At 69.9% G+C, this 18,224-nt stretch carries 14 protein-coding genes; 2 read left to right on the top strand and 12 right to left on the bottom strand.

Translation table 11 applies throughout. The annotated features are described in order from the left end of the window. Nucleotides 1-6: 6 nt before the first annotated feature. Nucleotides 7-597, bottom strand: coding sequence for a TetR/AcrR family transcriptional regulator (locus ACGFIO_RS33230; RefSeq protein ID WP_392832411.1), 591 nt, complete (start codon nt 595-597; stop codon nt 7-9). Nucleotides 598-668: 71 nt separating this feature from the next. Here ACGFIO_RS33230 and ACGFIO_RS33235 point away from each other — a divergent pair, with 71 nt between their 5' ends. Next, the gene (locus tag ACGFIO_RS33235) at nt 669-1,484 is read left to right on the top strand and encodes a siderophore-interacting protein (protein ID WP_392832414.1); all 816 of its coding nucleotides are present in this window, start codon (nt 669-671) and stop codon (nt 1,482-1,484) included. Between the two features lie 75 nt (nt 1,485-1,559). Here the strand turns inward: ACGFIO_RS33235 and sucD are convergent, their stop codons facing one another. Together sucD and ACGFIO_RS33245 are read right to left on the bottom strand one after the other, a co-directional pair. After that, complete coding sequence (gene sucD, locus ACGFIO_RS33240; protein ID WP_392832416.1) at nt 1,560-2,444, bottom strand: succinate--CoA ligase subunit alpha; 885 nt, start codon at nt 2,442-2,444, stop codon at nt 1,560-1,562. A 2-nt stretch (nt 2,445-2,446) separates the two neighbouring features. Beyond that, nucleotides 2,447-3,529, bottom strand: a complete 1,083-nt coding sequence (locus ACGFIO_RS33245; RefSeq protein WP_392832418.1) for an ATP-grasp domain-containing protein — start codon at nt 3,527-3,529, stop codon at nt 2,447-2,449. A gap of 111 nt (nt 3,530-3,640) precedes the next feature. Between ACGFIO_RS33245 and ACGFIO_RS33250 the strand changes: the two genes are divergently transcribed. Then, nucleotides 3,641-5,350 (top strand): thiamine pyrophosphate-binding protein, encoded by a 1,710-nt coding sequence (locus tag ACGFIO_RS33250; RefSeq protein WP_392832421.1) that lies wholly within the window; start codon nt 3,641-3,643, stop codon nt 5,348-5,350. Nucleotides 5,351-5,368: 18 nt separating this feature from the next. Here ACGFIO_RS33250 and ACGFIO_RS33255 read toward each other — a convergent pair whose 3' ends face one another. The 9 genes from ACGFIO_RS33255 to ACGFIO_RS33295 form a co-directional block, all read right to left on the bottom strand. Beyond that, nucleotides 5,369-6,058: a GntR family transcriptional regulator gene (locus tag ACGFIO_RS33255; RefSeq protein WP_392832423.1), complete on the bottom strand. Its 690-nt coding sequence runs from the start codon at nt 6,056-6,058 to the stop codon at nt 5,369-5,371. 266 nt (nt 6,059-6,324) lie between these two features. Then, nucleotides 6,325-7,857, bottom strand: coding sequence for an aldehyde dehydrogenase family protein (locus ACGFIO_RS33260; protein WP_392832426.1), 1,533 nt, complete (start codon nt 7,855-7,857; stop codon nt 6,325-6,327). A gap of 316 nt (nt 7,858-8,173) precedes the next feature. Continuing rightward, the gene (locus ACGFIO_RS33265) at nt 8,174-8,392 is read right to left on the bottom strand and encodes a formate dehydrogenase subunit delta (protein WP_392832429.1); all 219 of its coding nucleotides are present in this window, start codon (nt 8,390-8,392) and stop codon (nt 8,174-8,176) included. Beyond that, nucleotides 8,385-11,156: a formate dehydrogenase subunit alpha gene (gene fdhF / locus ACGFIO_RS33270; RefSeq protein WP_392832431.1), complete on the bottom strand. Its 2,772-nt coding sequence runs from the start codon at nt 11,154-11,156 to the stop codon at nt 8,385-8,387. The genes ACGFIO_RS33265 and fdhF overlap by 8 nt, the downstream gene beginning before the upstream one ends. Continuing rightward, nucleotides 11,153-12,781 carry a formate dehydrogenase beta subunit gene (locus ACGFIO_RS33275; RefSeq protein ID WP_392832434.1) on the bottom strand — a complete coding sequence of 543 codons (1,629 nt, stop codon included), beginning with the start codon at nt 12,779-12,781 and terminating at the stop codon, nt 11,153-11,155. Before ACGFIO_RS33275 ends, fdhF begins: the two co-directional genes overlap by 4 nt. Further along, the gene (locus tag ACGFIO_RS33280) at nt 12,778-13,284 is read right to left on the bottom strand and encodes an NAD(P)H-dependent oxidoreductase subunit E (RefSeq protein WP_392832436.1); all 507 of its coding nucleotides are present in this window, start codon (nt 13,282-13,284) and stop codon (nt 12,778-12,780) included. The genes ACGFIO_RS33275 and ACGFIO_RS33280 overlap by 4 nt, the downstream gene beginning before the upstream one ends. Next, a complete protein-coding gene (locus ACGFIO_RS33285; protein WP_392832439.1) occupies nt 13,281-14,270 on the bottom strand; it encodes a 2-dehydropantoate 2-reductase in 990 nt (329 codons plus the stop codon). Before ACGFIO_RS33285 ends, ACGFIO_RS33280 begins: the two co-directional genes overlap by 4 nt. Nucleotides 14,271-14,521: 251 nt before the next feature. Continuing rightward, complete coding sequence (locus ACGFIO_RS33290) at nt 14,522-15,793, bottom strand: OFA family MFS transporter (RefSeq protein ID WP_392832442.1); 1,272 nt, start codon at nt 15,791-15,793, stop codon at nt 14,522-14,524. A 286-nt stretch (nt 15,794-16,079) separates the two neighbouring features. Continuing rightward, complete coding sequence (locus ACGFIO_RS33295; RefSeq protein WP_392832444.1) at nt 16,080-18,212, bottom strand: acetate--CoA ligase family protein; 2,133 nt, start codon at nt 18,210-18,212, stop codon at nt 16,080-16,082. Between the last annotated feature and the right edge of the window lie 12 nt (nt 18,213-18,224).

Below are 18,224 nucleotides of genomic sequence, written 5' to 3' on the forward strand. Positions count from 1 at the left end.
CGTCTGTCATGACCCGGTCAGATAGCGGGTCAGCATGGCCACCATCTCGTTCTCCAGGCGTTCGGTGTCGACCTGGGCGATGACCAGCTGGTGTACGACCATCTCGACGGTGGCGACGATCAGCTCGGCCGCGGTGGTGGTGTCGGCCACCCGCACCTGCGGATGGTTCTCCAGCAGGGCGCGGGTCTGTTCGACGCGCTGCTGCGAATAGGTCTCGATGCGCCGGATCAGCTCGGGTGAGAACGGCGCCTGCTCGATCATCAGGCGCAGCAGCCGCGGGTCGTCGCGGTGGTTGTCGATGGCCGCCCGGACGTGGCTGCGGAGGACGTCGGCCAGGTCGGCGCCGGCCGTCGCGCGCTGGGCCGCCATGCCGGCGTCGAGGTGCCGGGTCAGCAGGCTGGCCAGGATGGCGTCCTTGTTCGGGAAATACTGGTAGAGCGAGCCGATCGACACCCGGGCCCGCTCGGCGATGCGGTTGGTGGTGCCGGCGGCGTACCCGTGCTCGGTGAAAACGTGAGCAGCGGCGGTCAGGATGCGTTCCCGGGTGAGCTCGGCGCGCACCTGTCGCGGCTGCTTACGGGGCTCCAGCTGGCGCACGTCGCCGCTCCCTTCCCGGGCCGAGGAAAAGCGAGTTTCCAAGAAGACGAGTAATTGCTCAGAATTATGTCATGAGCTGGGACATCCTGCCGAAGGTGCAACTGCCATCGGCCCGCCGCATGATCACCTTGACGGTGCTGCGAACCGAGCAGACCACACCGTCGTTCCGCACCGTCACCCTCGGCGGCCCCGACCTCGGGCACCTGGTCGTGACCGGCTTCGACCAGACCGTGCGACTGTTCTTCCCCCGCCTCGGCCAGCGCTCGCTGCGGATGCCGACCCTCAACAGCGAGGCGTGGATGGCTCAGGTCCTGCTGCTGCCGAAATCGGTTCGTCCGTGGGTACGCAACTACACGATCCGCCGCGCCCGCCCGGGCGAGCAGGAGATCGACATCGAGTTCGCGCTGCACGGCGAGGGCCCGGCTGCGGCCTGGGCGACCTCGGCCCGCCCGGGCGACGAGGCCGGCATCTGGGACATGGGAATCTCGTACCTGCCGCCGGCCGAGGCCGAGTGGCACCTGCTGGCCGGCGAGGAATCCGCCGTGCCCGCGATCCTGTCCATCCTGGAGAACGCCTCGGACGCCCTGACCGCCGAGGTCTTCCTCGAGGTCCCGTCGCCCGCCGACATCCGCACCGACATCCTCGCCCCGCCCGGCGCGCGCATCCACTGGCTCCCGCGCCGCGAGGGCCTCGGCCGCCCGGGCGCGCTGGCTCTGGCCACCATCAAGGAGGCCATCCTCCCGGCCGGCCGCTCATACACCTGGGTGGCGGGCGAGTCCAAACTCCCCACCGGCCTGCGCCGCCACCTGGTCAACGACCGTGGCGTCGCCAAGTCCGACATAGCCTTCTTCGGCTACTGGCGCCACGGCCGCTCCAGCCCCGGCTGACCCCCGGAAAGCGCGAACCGCGGCCGCTCCAGCCCCGGCTGACCCCGGAAAGCGCGAGCCGCCCGGAACCCCGGCTCACTGAGTTTCTCGCAACGCTGCGCGCAGCAGTGACGCCGTCTCGGTAGGGGTGCGGCCGACCCGGACGCCGGCCGCGGACAGGGCCTCCGCCTTGGCCGCGGCCGTGCCCGACGAGCCGGAGATGATCGCCCCGGCGTGACCCATCGTCTTGCCGGGCGGCGCGGTGAAACCGGCTACATAGGCGACCACCGGCTTGGTGACGTGCTCGGCGATGAAGGCCGCGGCCCGTTCCTCCGCGTCGCCCCCGATCTCCCCGATCAGCACGATCGCCGCGGTGAGAGGGTCGGCCTCGAAAGCGGCCAGGCAGTCGATGTGGGTGGTGCCGATGATCGGGTCGCCGCCGATGCCGACGCACGTCGAGAAGCCGATGTCGCGCAGCTCGTGCATGAGCTGGTAGGTCAGGGTGCCGGACTTGGAGACCAGGCCGATCGGGCCGGGGCCGGTGATGTCGGCCGGGATGATGCCGGCGTTGGCACGGCCGGGGCTGATCAGGCCGGGGCAGTTCGGGCCGATGATCCGCGTCGCGCTGTCGCGGGTACGGGCCCACACGGCCGCCGTGTCCAGCACCGGCACGCCCTCGGTGATCACGACGACCAGCGGGATCTCGGCGTCGACCGCCTCCAGCAGGGCGTTCTTGACGAAGGCGGGCGGTACGAAGATGACGGACACGTCCGCACCGGTGGCCTCCACTGCCTCACCCACCGAGGCGAAGACCGGCAAGGACGTGTCCTTGACCTGGAACGACGTACCGGCCTTGCGCGGGTTCACGCCGCCGGCCACATCGGTGCCGGCGGCCAGCATGCGGCGGGTGTGCCTGGCCCCCTCGGCGCCGGTCATGCCCTGCACGATGACGCGCGACTTCTCGGTCAACCAGATCGCCATGACTACCTCCCCAGGTGGGCGGCCCGGGCCGCCGCGTCGTCCATCGTGTCGGCCAGCGTGACCATCGGATGCCCGGCGCCGGCCAGGATCGCGCGCCCGGCGTTCGCGTTGTGGCCGTCCAGCCGCACCACGATCGGCCTGGTCACGGCCGCGCCGAGCTGGTCGAGAGCCTGGATCACACCGTTGGCCACGGCGTCGCACGCGGTGATGCCGCCGAAGACGTTGACCAGCACCGATCTCACCGCCGGGTCGTCGAGTACGACGGACAGCGCGTCGGCCATGACCTGCGCGCCGGCCCCGCCCCCGATGTCCAGGAAGTTGGCCGGCCGCGCACCCGCCCCGGCCACCACGTCGAGCGTGGACATGACCAGGCCGGCCCCGTTCCCGATGATCCCGACCGTGCCGTCGAGCTTCACGTAGTTGAGCCCTTTGGCGACCGCCCGGGCCTCGAGCGGATCGTCGGGCCGCCCGGAGAGGCCGGCGAAGGAGCGACGGAACGCGGCGTTGTCGTCCAGGGTGACCTTGCCGTCGATGGCCAGCACCCGGCCGGCCGCGTCAACGATCAGCGGGTTGACCTCGACCAACGTGGCGTCCTCGCGGACGAACACCGCCCACAGCCGTTCCGCGACGGGGACGATCGCCGGGGGAAGAGCCGTGAGATCCAGCGGGTCGACCGGAATGCGGACGATCGACGAGGCGGGCGCCTGTTCGATGTCCATGCCGCCGGACGACGAGAACATCCCGGTGATCTCCCGTGCCGACCGGTCGACCAGGAAGGCGAGGTAGTACTCGGTCGCGATGTTCGACGCCTCGGCGACCAGCACCTCGCGTACCCGATGGCCCTTGATCTCCATGCCGATGATCTCCCCGGCGCGAGCGGACGCCTCGGCCGGCGTGGCCGCGACCCTCACTCCCCCGGCCTTGCCGCGCCCACCGACCTTGACCTGCGCCTTGACGACGGTGGCACCGCCGAGCCGGGCGGCGATGGCGCCGGCCCGGGCGGGCGTGTCGGCGACCTCGCCGGCCGGGACCGGCACCTGATGCGCGGCGAACAGACGCATTGCCTGATGCTCCAACAGATCCATGCCAGGAGCATACTGTATGCAATATGTGGTCTACCACAGACTGGACAAGCCAAAGTAGAGCGGCGAGGATAGTCGGCATACGGTATGCAGTCTTCAATCCCGGAGGGCATCATGACACAGACCGCCACCGAGTCGTCCACGGAGAAGATCCTGCGCCGGCCCAGCGAGGATCCCGACACGATCTCCGGCGGCCACCTGGTCGCCAAGGCACTCAAGGCCGAGGGCGTGGACGTGATCTTCACGCTCTGCGGCGGGCACATCATCGACATCTACGACGGCTGCGTCGACGAGGGCATCGAGGTCGTCGACGTACGCCACGAGCAGGTCGCCGCGCACGCCGCCGACGGCTACGCCCGGATCACCGGCAAGCCCGGCGTGGCCGTGGTCACCGCCGGCCCGGGCACCACCGACGCCGTCACCGGCGTGGCCAACGCCTTCCGGGCCGAGAGCCCGATGCTGCTGATCGGCGGCCAGGGCGCGCTCAGCCAGCACAAGATGGGCTCACTGCAGGACCTCCCGCACGTCGACATGATGCAGCCGATCACCAAGTTCGCCGCCACCGTCCCGCACACCACCCGCAGCGCCGACATGGTCTCGATGGCGTTCCGCGAGTGCTACAACGGCGCCCCCGGCCCATCCTTCCTGGAGATCCCCCGCGACGTGCTGGACGCCGAGGTCAACCTGGCCGACTGCACGATCCCGGCACCCGGGCGCTATCGCGCGAGCACCAAAAGCGCCGGCGACCCGGCCGCCATCGAGGCCCTGGCCGCCCTGATCGCGCGCTCGGAGAAACCGGCCATCCTGCTCGGCACCCAGGTGTGGACCGGCCGCGGCACCGATGCCGCGATCGAGATGGTGCGCACCCTCAACGTGCCGGCGTTCATGAACGGCGCCGCCCGCGGCACACTCCCGCCCGGCGACCCGCATCACTTCCACCTGTCGCGGCGCTACGCCTTCGACAACGCCGACCTGATCATCATCGTGGGGACGCCGTTCGACTTCCGGATGGGGTACGGCCGGCGGCTCCCGCAATCGGCCACGGTGGTCCAGATCGACATGGATTACCGCACGGTCGGCAAGAACCGCGACATCGACCTGGGCATCGTCGGTGACCCGGGCGCCGTGCTGGCCGCCGTGACTCGGGCCGGCTCGTCCGTCAACCGCAAGGCCTGGTTCGACGAGCTGCGCCACGAGGAGACCGCCGCGTACCAGAAGCGTCTCCCCCGCCAGCTTTCCGACGCCGACCCGATCCACCCGCTGCGCCTGGCCCACGAGATCAACGAGTTCCTGACCGAGGATTCCATCTTCATCGGCGACGGCGGCGACATCGTCACCTTCTCCGGCGGCGTGGTGCAGCCCAAGGCGCCGGGCCACTGGATGGACCCCGGCCCGCTGGGCACGCTCGGCGTGGGCGTCCCGTTCGCCATGGCGGCCAAGTACGCCCGCCCCGACAGCGAGGTGGTCTGCCTCTTCGGCGACGGCGCGTTCAGCCTCACCGGCTGGGACTTCGAGACGATGGTGCGCTTCAACCTGCCGTTCGTCGGCGTGGTCGGCAACAACTCGTCGATGAACCAGATCCGCTACGGCCAGAAGCGCAAGTACGGCGAAGCCCGGGAACGGGTCGGCAACACGCTCGGCGACGTGCACTACGACAAGTTCGCGCAGATGCTCGGCGGGTACGGCGAAGAGGTCCGCGACCCGGCCCAGATCGCACCGGCCCTGCGGCGGGCGCGGGAATCCGGGCTGCCGTCGCTGATCAACGTCTGGGTCGACCCGGACGCCTACGCCCCCGGAACCATGAACCAGACCATGTACAAGTAGGACCCGGCCGGCGGGCGGTCACTCCGGAGTGGCCGCCCGCTGCTCGTAGATCTTGCGGGTCCGCTCGGTGTGCTTGCGCATCAACTCGCCCGCCTTGCGGCCGTTCCCACCGGCGATGGTCTCGATCAGCTCACGGTGCTCGTCCCACGCCTCCTGCCCCCGAGCCCGGGCGATCGGCCGGTAATACCACCGCACCCGCCGGTCGACCATGCCGATCAGCTCGGCCATGATCTTGTTGCCGGACATCGTGAGGATGTGCTGGTGCAGCGCCGCGTTGGCGGCCACCATGCCGGCCTCGTCGTCCTTGGCCACCGCCTGCTCGCCGGTGGCCTGCAGCTTCCACAACTGCTCGACCGTCTCGGGCGTGGCGTTCACCGCGGCCAGCCGGGCCGACTCGGCCTCCAGCAGCGTACGGGCGCCGAGCAGCTCGTCGGCCTCCTTGGGCGTCGGGGTGTGCACGAACGCGCCCAGCGCCGGCCGCAGGTCGACCCAGCCCTCGGCGTGCAACCTTTGCAGCGCCTCGCGGACCGGCTGGCGGCTGACCCCGAGCTGCGCGGCCAGCTCCTGCTCGACGAGGTGCTCGCCGGGCTGGAGCTCGCCGTTGATGATCATGTCGGAGATGACGTCGGTGACCGCCTGGCGCAACGGCACGGGCCGCTCCAGCGGCTGCCGCGCCGAACGGGTCCGCCGGGTGGGGCTGTCGGGCATCGCGTCCTCCGATGGGTGCTCGGGTCAGTGGTTTTAGCATACAGTCGCCGAAATGCACGCCAAGGACGCCCTGCTCACCGCCGGTGATGCGTATTTGTGCTCAGAGGCTCTGAGCACAAATAGGCATCACCCGCCAGGCCCTGCCGCTGCTCTGAGCACAAATACGCATCACCCGCCAGGCCCTGCCGCTGCTCTGAGCACAAATACGCATCACCCGCCAGGCCCTGCCGCTGCTCTGAGCACAAATACGCATCACCTGCCAGGCCCTACACATCGGACGGGAAGCGGGCCGACGACGGGAAGTTGCCGTACAACGGCTCGTCGCCCGTCGTCATCGCGTGCACGAGCAGCGGCCCGCCCACGAAGGCACCACGCCACGAGGCACCCCGCCCGCCGAAGACCTCCTCGCGGTCGCCCCGGGACCGCGGCCGGTTGACGCCCACCTTGAACGCCTGCACGTCGGCCGCCAGCCGCGCCGCCAGCACCGGATCGTCGCAGGCGAGCGAGGCGACCAGCGAGCCGTTGGAGGCGTTCATCCCGGCCAGCAACTCGGCCTCGGTGTCCACCAGCACGATGGTGTCCACGGGACCGAACGGCTCCGCGTGGTGCAGCGGCGACGAACGCGGCGGGGCCAGCAGGGCGACCGGCGGCAGGTATGCGTCGGTCGGCTGTCCGGGGAGGAACCGGCCGTCGGCGAGCGAGCCCCGGTGCAACGGGACGCCGCCGCGGGCGATCGCCTCGGACACCACGTCGTTGAGTTCCTTGGCCTTGGCGTGGTTGATGAGGGGCCCGTACTCGAGATCAGGAAGTTGATCTTCGACGGAGGAGACCGCGAGCGGATGACCGAAGCGGACCTCGCGGATGGCCGGCAGGTACGCCGCCAGGAACGCATCGAAGAGGCGGCGCTGGACGACATACCGGGGGTACGCGGTGCAGCGCTGTTTCCCGTACTCGAAAGACCTGCGCACCAACCCGGACAGCAGCTCCCACTGGCTGAACTCCCACACACCCCAGCAGTTGAGCCCCTCCTGCTCGAGCACGTGCCGCTTGTCGCTGTCGACCAGCCGCGCCGCCACCTGCCCGCCGACGTCGCGCCCGCCGACGAACGACACGCACCCCACCTCGGGCGCGCCGACCAGCACCGAGGACAGCTTGGCCCCGCTGCCGCTGATCAGCGTGAGCGGCAGTCCCTCGCGGGCGGCCAGCGCGACCGCCAGCGTCAGGCAGCTCACCCCGCCGTCGGTGGGCGCCTTGCCGATCGCCGCGTTGCCGGCCAGCACCTGCACCAGCATGGCGTGCATGAGCACGCTCATCGGATAGTTCCAGCTGGCGATATTGGTCACCGGCCCGGGCAGCGGGGTGCGGCCGGCCAGCATCGGGTCGATCTCCTCGACGTACCACCGCACGCCGTCGATGCAGCGGTCGACGTCCGCGGTGGCCAGCCGCCACGGTTTGCCGATTTCCCAGACCAGCAGCAGCGCCAGCAGCTCGCGATGCTCGCCCAGGGCGTCGAGGGCGGCGGCGACCCGTTGTTTTCGCACGCTGAGTGGGGTGTCACCCCAGGGGCGATGCTGGTCGTACGCCGCCCGCACGGCCGCCGTGGCGGTCAGCTGGTCGACGGCCGGCGCCCCGGCGATCTCGGCGCCGTCCACCGGGGACACGCCCGGTGTCGTGGCACCGCCGATCCGCCACAGCCCGCCCCAGAAGTTGGCGAGCCCTCCGGGTTGAAACGCTTCGGGCGCCACCTCGCGGCAGCGCGCGTACACAGTCGGCCAGTCGGTTCCAGGCTTGAGCAACATGACTCTCCCGCGAGGTGACGTCGAAGTGGTAGCCCCAGGCGGTGTCCGGGCCCCCATCCCGCCCAGGGCTACCGCTGAGGGGGTCGGTGGTAGCCAGGAACGGCATGCGCGGCATGCACACCGCCCAGGGCTACCAGTGAGGGGTTCGGTGGTAGCCGGGAAGCACACTCGGCCCAGGGCTACCACTGAGGGGGTCGGTGGTAGCCAGGAACGGCATGCGCGGCATGCACACCGCCCAGGGCTACCGCTGAGGGGGTCGGTGGTAGGCGGGAACGGGATGCGGGGCGGGCGCACCGGGCGGGGCTACCACTGAGGGTCAGCGGACGAGGCGCGCGGCCTCGATGGCGAGGGGGTCCAGGGGCGCGGCCTGGTCGACGAGGGTCTGGAGGCGGGACCGCATGCGCGGGTCCCAGAACCGGCGGACGTGCGCGGCGATCGCCTCGGCCGCCTCGCCGGGTGGCAAGTGGCGGAACTGCCGCGAGATGTCGTTGATCATGCGCTGTTCGGCCGGCACGGTGCCGGGACGCTCAGACATGGATCGGCCGGGTGAGTGCGATCTGGACGGCGGTCACCTTGTACTCGGGGCAGTTGGTGGCCCAGTCGGAGTGTTCGGTGGTGACCACGTTGGCGCCGGTGACCGGGTGGTGGAAGGTGGTGTAGACGACGCCCACCGGCATGCGGTCGGAGACCCGGGCGTGCAGCGTCGTCTCGCCGACCCGGCTGGTCAGGGTGACCAGGTCGCCGTCGGTGATGCCGCGGTCCTCGGCGTCGTGCGGGTGCACCTCGAGCAGGTCCTCGGGGTGCCACGCGACGTTGCCGGTGCGCCGGGTCTGCGCGCCGACGTTGTACTGGCTCAGGATCCGGCCGGTGGTCAGGACCAGCGGGAAGCGGCGGGTGGTGCGTTCTTCGGTGGGTACGTACTCCGTACGCACGAACCTGCCCTTGCCCCGGACGAACTCGCCGATGTGCATGACCGGGGTGCCGGCCGGCGCGTTCTCGTTGCACGGCCACTGGACGCTGCCCAGCTTGTCGAGCAGCTCGAACGAGACGCCGGCGAAGGTCGGAGTCACCGACGCGATCTCGGCCATGATCTGACTTGGGTGGTCGTACCCCATGGGGTAGCCCATCGCGGTGGCGATCTCGCAGATGATCTGCCACTCGTGCTTGCCGGTGCGCGGCGGCATCACCGCGCGTACCCGGTTGATCCGCCGTTCCGCGTTGGTGAACGTGCCGTCCTTCTCCAGGAACGACGCGCCGGGCAGGAACACGTGCGCGAACTTCGCCGTCTCGTTGAGGAACAGGTCCTGGACGACGACCAGCTCCATCGCGTGCAGGGCGGCGCTCACATGCCGCAGGTTGGGGTCGGACTGGGCGATGTCCTCGCCGTGCACGAACAGCCCGTGGAAGCTGCCGCCGATCGCCGCGTCGAACATGTTGGGGATGCGCAGCCCGGGTTCGGGTTCGATGTCGCGGCCCCAGAGTTTCTCGAAGACGCCGCGGACGGCCTGGTCGGACACGTGGCGGTAGCCGGGCAGCTCGTGCGGGAACGAGCCCATGTCGCACGAGCCCTGCACGTTGTTCTGGCCACGCAGCGGGTTCACGCCGACCCCGTCCCGCCCGATGTTCCCGCAGGCCATGGCCAGGTTGGCCATGCCCATGACCATGGTCGACCCCTGGCTGTGTTCGGTGACGCCGAGGCCGTAGTAGATGGCGCCGTTGGCCGCCGTCGCGTAGAGCCGGGCCGCCCCGCGCAGGTCGGCCGCCGGAACACCGGTGATCGCCTCGACCGCCTCCGGGCTGTGCTCGGCGCCGGCGATGAACTCGGCCCAGCCGTCGAAGTCCTCGCAGCGTTCGAGGGCGAACGTCCGGTCCACCAGCCCCTCGGTCACCGCGACGTGGGCCATCGCGTTGACCACGGCCACGTTGGTGCCGGGGCGGACCGGCAGGTGGTAGGCCGCCTCGATGTGCGGCGAGCGGACCAGGTCGATGCGCCGCGGGTCGACCACGATCAGCTTGGCGCCCTCGCGCAGGCGGCGCTTCATCCGGGACGCGAAGACCGGGTGCCCGTCGGTCGGGTTGGCGCCGATCACCATGATCACGTCGGCCTGGGCCACCGACTTGAAGTCCTGCGTACCCGCCGACTCTCCGAAGGTCTGTTTGAGCCCGTAGCCGGTCGGCGAGTGGCACACCCGCGCGCACGTGTCGACGTTGTTGTTGCCGAAGGCGGCCCGGACCATCTTCTGCACCACGAACACCTCTTCGTTGGTGCAGCGGGACGACGAGATCGCGCCGATCGCGCCGGCCCCGTGCCGACGCTGGATGTCGAGCATCCGCCGGGCGACAGTGCCGATCGCCTCGTCCCACGACACCACGCGCCACTGTTCGTCGATCGTGTCGCGGACCATCGGTTCGAGCTTGCGGTCGGGATGGCCGGCGTACCCGAAAGCGAAGCGGCCCTTCACGCACGAATGGCCCTCGTTGGCGCCGCCGTCCTTGTACGGGACCATCCGCACCAGCTCGTTGCCGCGCAGTTCGGCTTTGAAAGAGCAACCCACGCCGCAGTACGCACAGGTCGTTATCACCGTGCGCGACGGCAGGCCGAGTTGCACCACCGACTTCTCCTGCAACGTGGCCGTCGGGCAGGCCTGCACGCACGACCCGCAGGAGACGCACTCGGACTCCATGAACGAGCCGCCGGCGCCGGGCGACACCGTCGATTCGAAGCCGCGCCCGGCGATGGTCAGCGCGAACGTGCCCTGCACCTCGTCACAGGCGCGGACACAGCGTGAGCAGGCGATGCACTTGGAGGCGTCGAAGTCGAAGTACGGGTTGCTGGTGTCCTTGGGCGCGTCGAGGTGGTTCTTCCCTTCGTACCCGTAGCGAACCTGCCGCAGACCCACCGCACCGGCCATGTCCTGCAGCTCGCAGTCGCCGTTGGCCGAACAGGTCAGGCAGTCCAGCGGGTGGTCGGAGATGTAGAGCTCCATCACCCCACGCCGCAGCCGTTGCAGGCGGGGCGTCTCGGTGCTGACCCGCATCCCGTCGGTCACCGGCGTGGTGCACGAGGCCGGGGTGCCGCGACGGCCGTCGATCTCGACCACACACAGCCGGCACGACCCGAACGCCTCCAGGCTGTCGGTGGCGCACAGCTTGGGAATGCTCACACCCGCCTGCGACGCGGCGCGCAGGACCGAGGTGCCTTCGGGTACGACGACCGGCAGGCCGTCCACCTCGACGGTCACGGTCGCCGGCCCTTCGCGTTCCGGTGTCCCGTGGTCGGGTTCCTTCAGCAGAGTCACGGTTGCCTCGCTTCGAAGTCGTCCGGGAAATGGGTCAGCGCGCTGCGTACGGGCATCGGGGTGAGCCCGCCCATGGCACAGAGCGAGCCGTCGGTCATCAGCTCGCACAGGTCCTCGAGCACGGCCAGGTTCTCGTCGCGGTCGACGCCGGACCGGATCCGGTCGATCACCTCGACGCCGCGCACCGCCCCGACCCGGCACGGCGTGCACTTGCCGCACGATTCGGCCGCGCAGAACTCGAACGCGAAGCGGGCCTGGGCGGCCATGTCGACCGAGTCGTCGAAGACCACGATGCCGCCGTGCCCGAGCATCGCCCCGGCCTTGGCGAACGCCTCGTAGTCCATCGGCAGATCAAAATCATCTGTGGGTACGTACGCCCCGAGCGGCCCGCCGACCTGCACGGCCCGCACCGGGCGCCCCGACCGCGTGCCGCCGCCGTACCCCTCGACCAGCTCGCCCAGCGTGATCCCGAACGCGGTCTCGACGATCCCGCCGCGCGCGACGTTCCCGCCCAGCTGGAACACCTGGGTGCCCCGGGACCGTTCGACGCCCAGCTCCCGATAGGCCTCGGCGCCGCCGGCCAGAATCGTCGGCACGGTCGCCAGAGTGAGCACGTTGTTGATGACTGTCGGCCGGCCGAACAGCCCTTCGAAGGCCGGGATCGGCGGCTTGGCCCGGACCATGCCCCGCTTGCCCTCCAGGCTCTCCAGCATGGAGGTTTCCTCACCGCAGATGTACGCGCCGGCGCCGACCCGCACCTCCAGCCGGAACCCGTCGAGCCAGGCCGCGGCCCGGCCGATGGCCTCACGCATGACCGCCACGCCATCCGGATATTCCGAGCGGATGTAGATGTAGCCTTCGCTCGCGCCGACCGCGTGGGCGGCGATGGCCATGCCTTCGATCAGCATGAACGGGTCGCCTTCGAGGACCATGCGATCGGCGTACGTGCCGCTGTCCCCCTCATCGGCGTTGCAGCACACGAACTTCAGGTCGCCGGGGCATTCCAGCACGGTCTTCCACTTGACACCGGCCGGGAATCCGGCGCCGCCGCGGCCGCGCAGGCCCGACTCGGTCACCTCGGCCACCACCTGGGCCGGCGTCATGGCCCGCGCTCGCCGCAGTCCCGCCAGGCCACCGTGCGCGACATAGTCGTCGAGCGACAGCGGGTCGGTGACTCCCATCCGCGCGAACGTGACCCGCTGCTGCCCGGCCAGCCACTCGTGCTCCTCGACCAGCCCGATCCCCAGTGGGTGATGCGTATTTGTGCTCAGAGCAAGGAGCGGCTCGGGCTCCGCGACCGGCCCGACCCCCGGCGAGTGATGCGCATTTGTGCTCAGAGCAAGGAGCGGCTCGGGCTCCGCGACCGGCCCGACCCCCGGCGAGTGATGCGCATTTGTGCTCAGAGCAAGGAGCGGTAGGCCGGGCACGTCGGCCGGGGTTACCGGGCCGAAGCCCACCCGGCCGGCCGGTGTGTCCACCTCGACCAGTGGTTCGAGCCAGAGCAGGCCGCGCGACCCGTTGCGCACGACCGTCAGAGAGGGGTAGTGGGCCTGGATCGCGGCGGCCACCTCGTCGGCACCGACTGAGCGGGCCGCCGAATCCCGTGGGACGTGAACCGTGGTCATGACGCACCCTCCAAAGCCGATCGCAGCCGGTCCGCGTCAACCCGCCCGAGCAGGCGACCGTCGACCACGGCCGACGGCCCCAGCGCACAATTGCCCAGGCAGAAGACCTGTTCGACACTCGCGCCGGGCCCGCACACCACCGGCGCCGCGGCGAACAACTCCTCCGCGCCCACCGCCTGACACGCCTCGCCGCGGCACATTTTGACCTGGTGCCCGGCCGTCGGCGCGGCCCGGAAATCGTGGTAAAAGGTGATCACCCCATGGACCTCGGCCCGGGACAGATTGAGCTCCTCGGCCAGCACCGGCACGGTGTCGGCGGGCACGTGCCCGAGCGTCCGCTGAATCTCGTGCAGGATCGGCAGCAGGTTGCCGCGTTGCTCGCGACACGCGGCCACCGCCGCGCGCACGGGTTCCGCGATGGCAGGGTCGACCAGTGCGGCCGGACTCGGCGCCGCCTCCCGCCGGCCGCGACGACGGACCCGATCCTCCGACGACGGGTTCACCGGGCACCGACCGGGGCGGTGACCGTGCGAGCCAACAGGTCGACGGCCGCGTAGACGTTGCGCAGGGTCGGGGCCGGGACGCCGGTCATGTCGGCCAGTTCGACCACCGCGCCGATGATCGCCTCGAGTTCGAGTTCCTTGCCGGCCTCCAGGTCCTGCAGGGTCGACGTCTTGTGGTGGCCGACCCGGGCAGCGCCGTCGATGCGCCGCTCGACCGAGATGGACGGCTCACAACCGGCCGCCGTGGCCACCGCGACCGTCTCGCGCATCATCTCGGCGACCAGCTCGCGAGCGCCCGGGTGGCCGCACATGTCGGCCAGCGTGGCCCGGGTCAGCGCGCTCAGCGGGTTGAACGCGACGTTGCCCATCAGCTTGATCCAGATGTCGTCGCGGATGTTCGTCTCGACCGGACACTTGAGACCGCCCTCGACCATCGCCGAGGCGAAGGCCAGGCAGCGTTCGGAGCGCGTACCGTCGGGTTCGCCGATGGAGAAGCGGGTGCCTTCGAGGTGCCGGATCACCCCGGGACGCTCGATCTCGGTCGAGCAGTAGACGACGCAGCCCATCGCCCGGTCGACCGGCAGGACGGCGGTGGTGGCGCCGCCCGGGTCGACCGACTCGATCCGCCGGCCCTCGAGGGGGTGGCCGGTGAGCCCGTGGAAGTACCACCACGGGATGCCGTTCTGCGCGGCGACGATCGCGGTGTGCGGGCCGAGCAGCGGGGCGACCAGGGCGCCGGCCGTGGCGTACGCGTGTGCCTTGAGCCCGAGGAACACGTAGTCGACCGGCCCCACCTCGCGAGGGTCGTCGGTGGCCCGGGCCCGGGCGGTGAAATCGCCCCGCGGGCTGCGCACCTGGACGCCGTCGCGCCGGATCGCCGCGAGGTGCGCGCCGCGGGCGATCAGGTGGACTTCCACTCCGGCCCGGTGCAGGGCCGCTCCGACATACGCGCCGATGGCGCCGGCGCCGAGAACAGCGATCCGCACGCCGCCTCCCTCCCTGAAGTCTTGTATACAGTATGCGAACCCACACCCAAACGAAACCCCCAGTGGCAGCCCCGGGCGACATCCGCCGCGCGAAAGCCGCCCGGCCCTGCCACCGCCAACCGAAGTGGTAGCCCTGAGCGCTGCCCGCCGCGCGAAAACCGCCCGGCCCTGCCACCGCCAACCGAAGTGGTAGCCCTGAGCGCTGCCCGCGCGGCGGATACCGCCCGGGGCTACCACTGGACGGGACCACCTCAGGCGACGGTCGCGCGGGTCATCGGGACGGCCTCGGCCTCGGCCGCCCGGCTGCCCCGGCCGGGCTGCTTGAGCAGCAGGGACAGGATGCCGGTGAAGAGGCCGATGCAGCCGGCCAGCACGAACGCGCCGCCGTAGCCCCAGGCCGCCACAACCACCGCGCCCAGCCCGGACCCGACCAGCCCGGAGACCAGCTTGGAGCTGTAGACCATGCCGTAGTTGGAGGCGTTGTTGTTCTCCCCGAAGTAGTCGGCGGTCATGGCCGCGAACAGAGGGAAGATCGCGCCGCCGCCGAAGCCGGAGATCATCGACGCGAGCAGGAACAGCGGCATGTTGCCGATCGAGCCGGACAGGTAGACGGCGAACTGGGCCAGGCCGAGGATCACGCAGACGATGGTCAGGGTCTGCCGGCGGCCGAACCGGTCCGAGATCCAGCCGATCACGCCGCGCCCGGTGCCGTTGACCACGGCCTTGAGGCTCATGGCGAGGGCCACGATGCCGCCGGCGAAGCCCATCTCCTTGCCGAACGGCACCTGGAACGCGATGCCGAAGATGTTCACGCCGGCCGTCATCAACAGGCAGAACCACATGAGATAGAGCACGGGGGTACGCGCGGCTTCACGCGGCGTGTACTGCTTGACGGCGGGCGGGTTCTTGGACAGCGAACGCCGCACCCGCGGGTCGTCGGCCACCTTGAGCGGGTCGACGTGCACCGGCCACCAGTTCTTCGGCGGGTCCCGGAAGAAGATCCCGGTGACCGCCACGAACGCGGCCAGCAGGAAGCCGATCCAGGTCAGCGTGCCACCGTAGTTGCTGGTATCCATGTAGTTGGTGAAGATGAAGATGAACGGCACCGACCCGTACGCGAATCCGCCGTTGACGAACCCGGTCTTGCCGCCTTTGCGCTCGGGATACCACTTGCCGACCATGTTCACGCAGGTGGCGTAGACCATGCCGGCGCCGGTGCCGCCGAGGACGGAGAAGCCGATGTACGCGACGATCACGTTCGGCGCGTACGCCAGGGCCAGGTAGCCCAGCACGGTGCCGACCGCGCCGCACAGCATCGCCGCCCGGGCCGACAGCCGGCCGCTCTCGCGCAGCTTGCCGGTCGGGAACGCGACCGCCGCCTGGAACAGCACCCACACGCCGAGCAGCCAGAAGATGTGCGCGCCGTGCCAGCCGTGCGCTTCAGACAGGGTTTCGTCGGTGGACGAGAACGCGTACTCCGACGAACTGATCGCCATCATCGCGATCCACGGCAGAAACACCATCCACCGGCGCGATCGCCCGAGAATTTCCCGGTCGGTCTCGCCCAGCCGATAGGTCCGGCCGTTCCCGTCAATGATCTCGCGGTAGCCGTTTACTGTGGTGTTTGTCGCGTTGCCGGTTCTTCCATTCGAGATAGAATTCTCGGCAGGTGGGCGGTCTGGTGTCGAGACCATGACTGAGCCTCCTTGAAGGACAGAGATACGTGGTCTGCGACGGGCAAGGTCCAGACCGGGCTGTGCTTCCTTGAGCTGCCGTTCGACGTTGAGGCGTGGGGCGGCAGCTCGCTCGTTACGGGTGGGTGATCAGGCCCGCGGCGCGGGCCCAGCGATATTTGGCACCGAGGACCGCCACCGGCTTTTCCGTGGTGTACGGATAAGCGACGACGCCGTGCCGATACAGATACGCACTGGCCTCTTCCACTTCGACGTCACCGGAAAGACTGGCGACGATCGGCTTGTGAATGCCCTTGGCGCGAAATTCTTCGACGACGTCGACGACCAGTTCGGCAAAGGTCATCGGCGGCGTCACGATCGTGTGCCAATAGCCCAGGATCAGCGCGTGCACCCGCTCGTCGGAGAGACCGAGCGCGATCGTGTTGCGATAGGTGGACGGTGGTTCGCCGCCGGTGATGTCGACCGGGTTGCCGGCCGAGCCGAACGGCGGGATGTAGGCCCGGAAGGCCGCGTCGAGATCGGCCGGGATCTCCATCAGTTTCAGGCCGTTGTCGACGCAGGCGTCGGAGAGCAGCACGCCCGATCCGCCGGCGCCGGTGATGATGACGACGTTCTCTCCGGTGGGCGTGGGCAGCAGTGGCACGCCGCGGGCGTACTCGAGCAGGTCGTTGAGGCCTGGCGCCCGAATCACGCCGCTCTCGCGCAGGATGTCGTCGTAGACCTTGTCGTTGCCGGCCAGCGCGCCGGTGTGCGAGCCGGCCGCCTTCGCGCCCTGGTCGGTGCGGCCGGCCTTGAGCACCACGATCGGCTTGCGTACCGACACCCGCTTGGCCGTGTCGGCGAACGCCCGCCCGTCCTTGAGGTCCTCCAGGTGCATGGCCACCAGGTTGGTGTTGTCGTCGTGCTCGAAGAACGTGAGCAGGTCGTCCTCGTCGATGTCGGCCTTGTTGCCGACGCCGACGATGGCCGAGACGCCCATGCCGGACGAGCGGCTGAACCCGAGGATGGCCATGCCGATGCCACCGCTCTGCGAGGACAGAGCCACTCCCCCGCGTACGTTGTACGGCGTGCAGAACGTGGCCGACAGGTTCTCCGGCGTGTAGTAGTAGCCGTAGATGTTGGGCCCGAGGATGCGTACGTCGTGCCGCCGGGCGATGGCCAGCACCTCGTCCTGCAGTTCCTGGTTGCCGGTCTCGGCGAACCCGGACGGGATGAGGATCGCGCCGGCCACCCCCTTGGCGCCGGCCTCGTCCAGGGCTTGCGGCACGAACTTGGCCGGGATCGCGAACACCGCCACGTCCACGTCGCCGGGCACGTCGGCGATGGACTTGAACGCCTTGTGGCCTCCGATCTCGTCGGCCTTCGGGTTGATCGGGTAGATCTGGCCGGCGTACCCACCGTTGACCAGGTTCTTCATCACCGAGTTGCCGATCTTGCCGGCTTCGGCGGAGGCGCCGATGACCGCTATCGCGGCCGGTTTCATGATCCGGTTCATCGCGGTCAGGATCTGCTCGGTGGTGAAGGTGGCGGGCCGTTCGGCCGCGGCAGGGTCGACGATGATGCGTACGTCGACCGCGACGGCCGAGTCACCGGTGGCGAGCACCGGGTTGAGGTCGACCTCGGCCAGCTGCGGGAAGTCGGTGACCAGCTGCGACACCCGCACGACGAGGTCGATGAGCAGCTCGCGGTTGGCCGGCTCGGCCCCGCGTACCCCGCGCAGGATCTCGGCCGCGGCGATGCCGTCGAGCATGGACGCCGCCGTTTCCCGGGTAACCGGGGCCAGCCGGAACGTGACGTCCTTGAGCACCTCGACCAGCACGCCACCCAGCCCGAAGGCGACCACCTTGCCGAAGCTCGGGTCGGTGACCGCCCCGACGATGACCTCGTGACCGCCGCCGAGCTGCTTCTGGATCTGCACACCGCGGATGTCCGCGCCGGGCACGTGCTCTCGTACCGAAGAAAGGATCTTCTCGAACGCCCAGCCGACCTCGGCCAGGCTGCCGACCCCGACGATCACGCCGCCGGCCTCGGTCTTGTGCAGCACGTCGGGCGAGACGATCTTCATGACGACCGGGAAGCCGATGGCCTGGGCCAGCTTCTCGGCCTGGTCCGGGTTGGTGGCCAGGCCCTCGGCGGGCGTGCTGATCCCGTACGCCTCAGCCACCGCCCGGCCCTCCGGAGCCGTGAGCGACGAACGGCCGTCCGCGGCGACCTGGTCGAGGATCTCTTGCACCTTGATCTTGTCCATGAGAAAGGCCTC

It is taken from the genome of Actinoplanes sp. NPDC049265, from assembly GCF_043197135.1.
GTDB lineage: Bacteria > Actinomycetota > Actinomycetes > Mycobacteriales > Micromonosporaceae > Actinoplanes.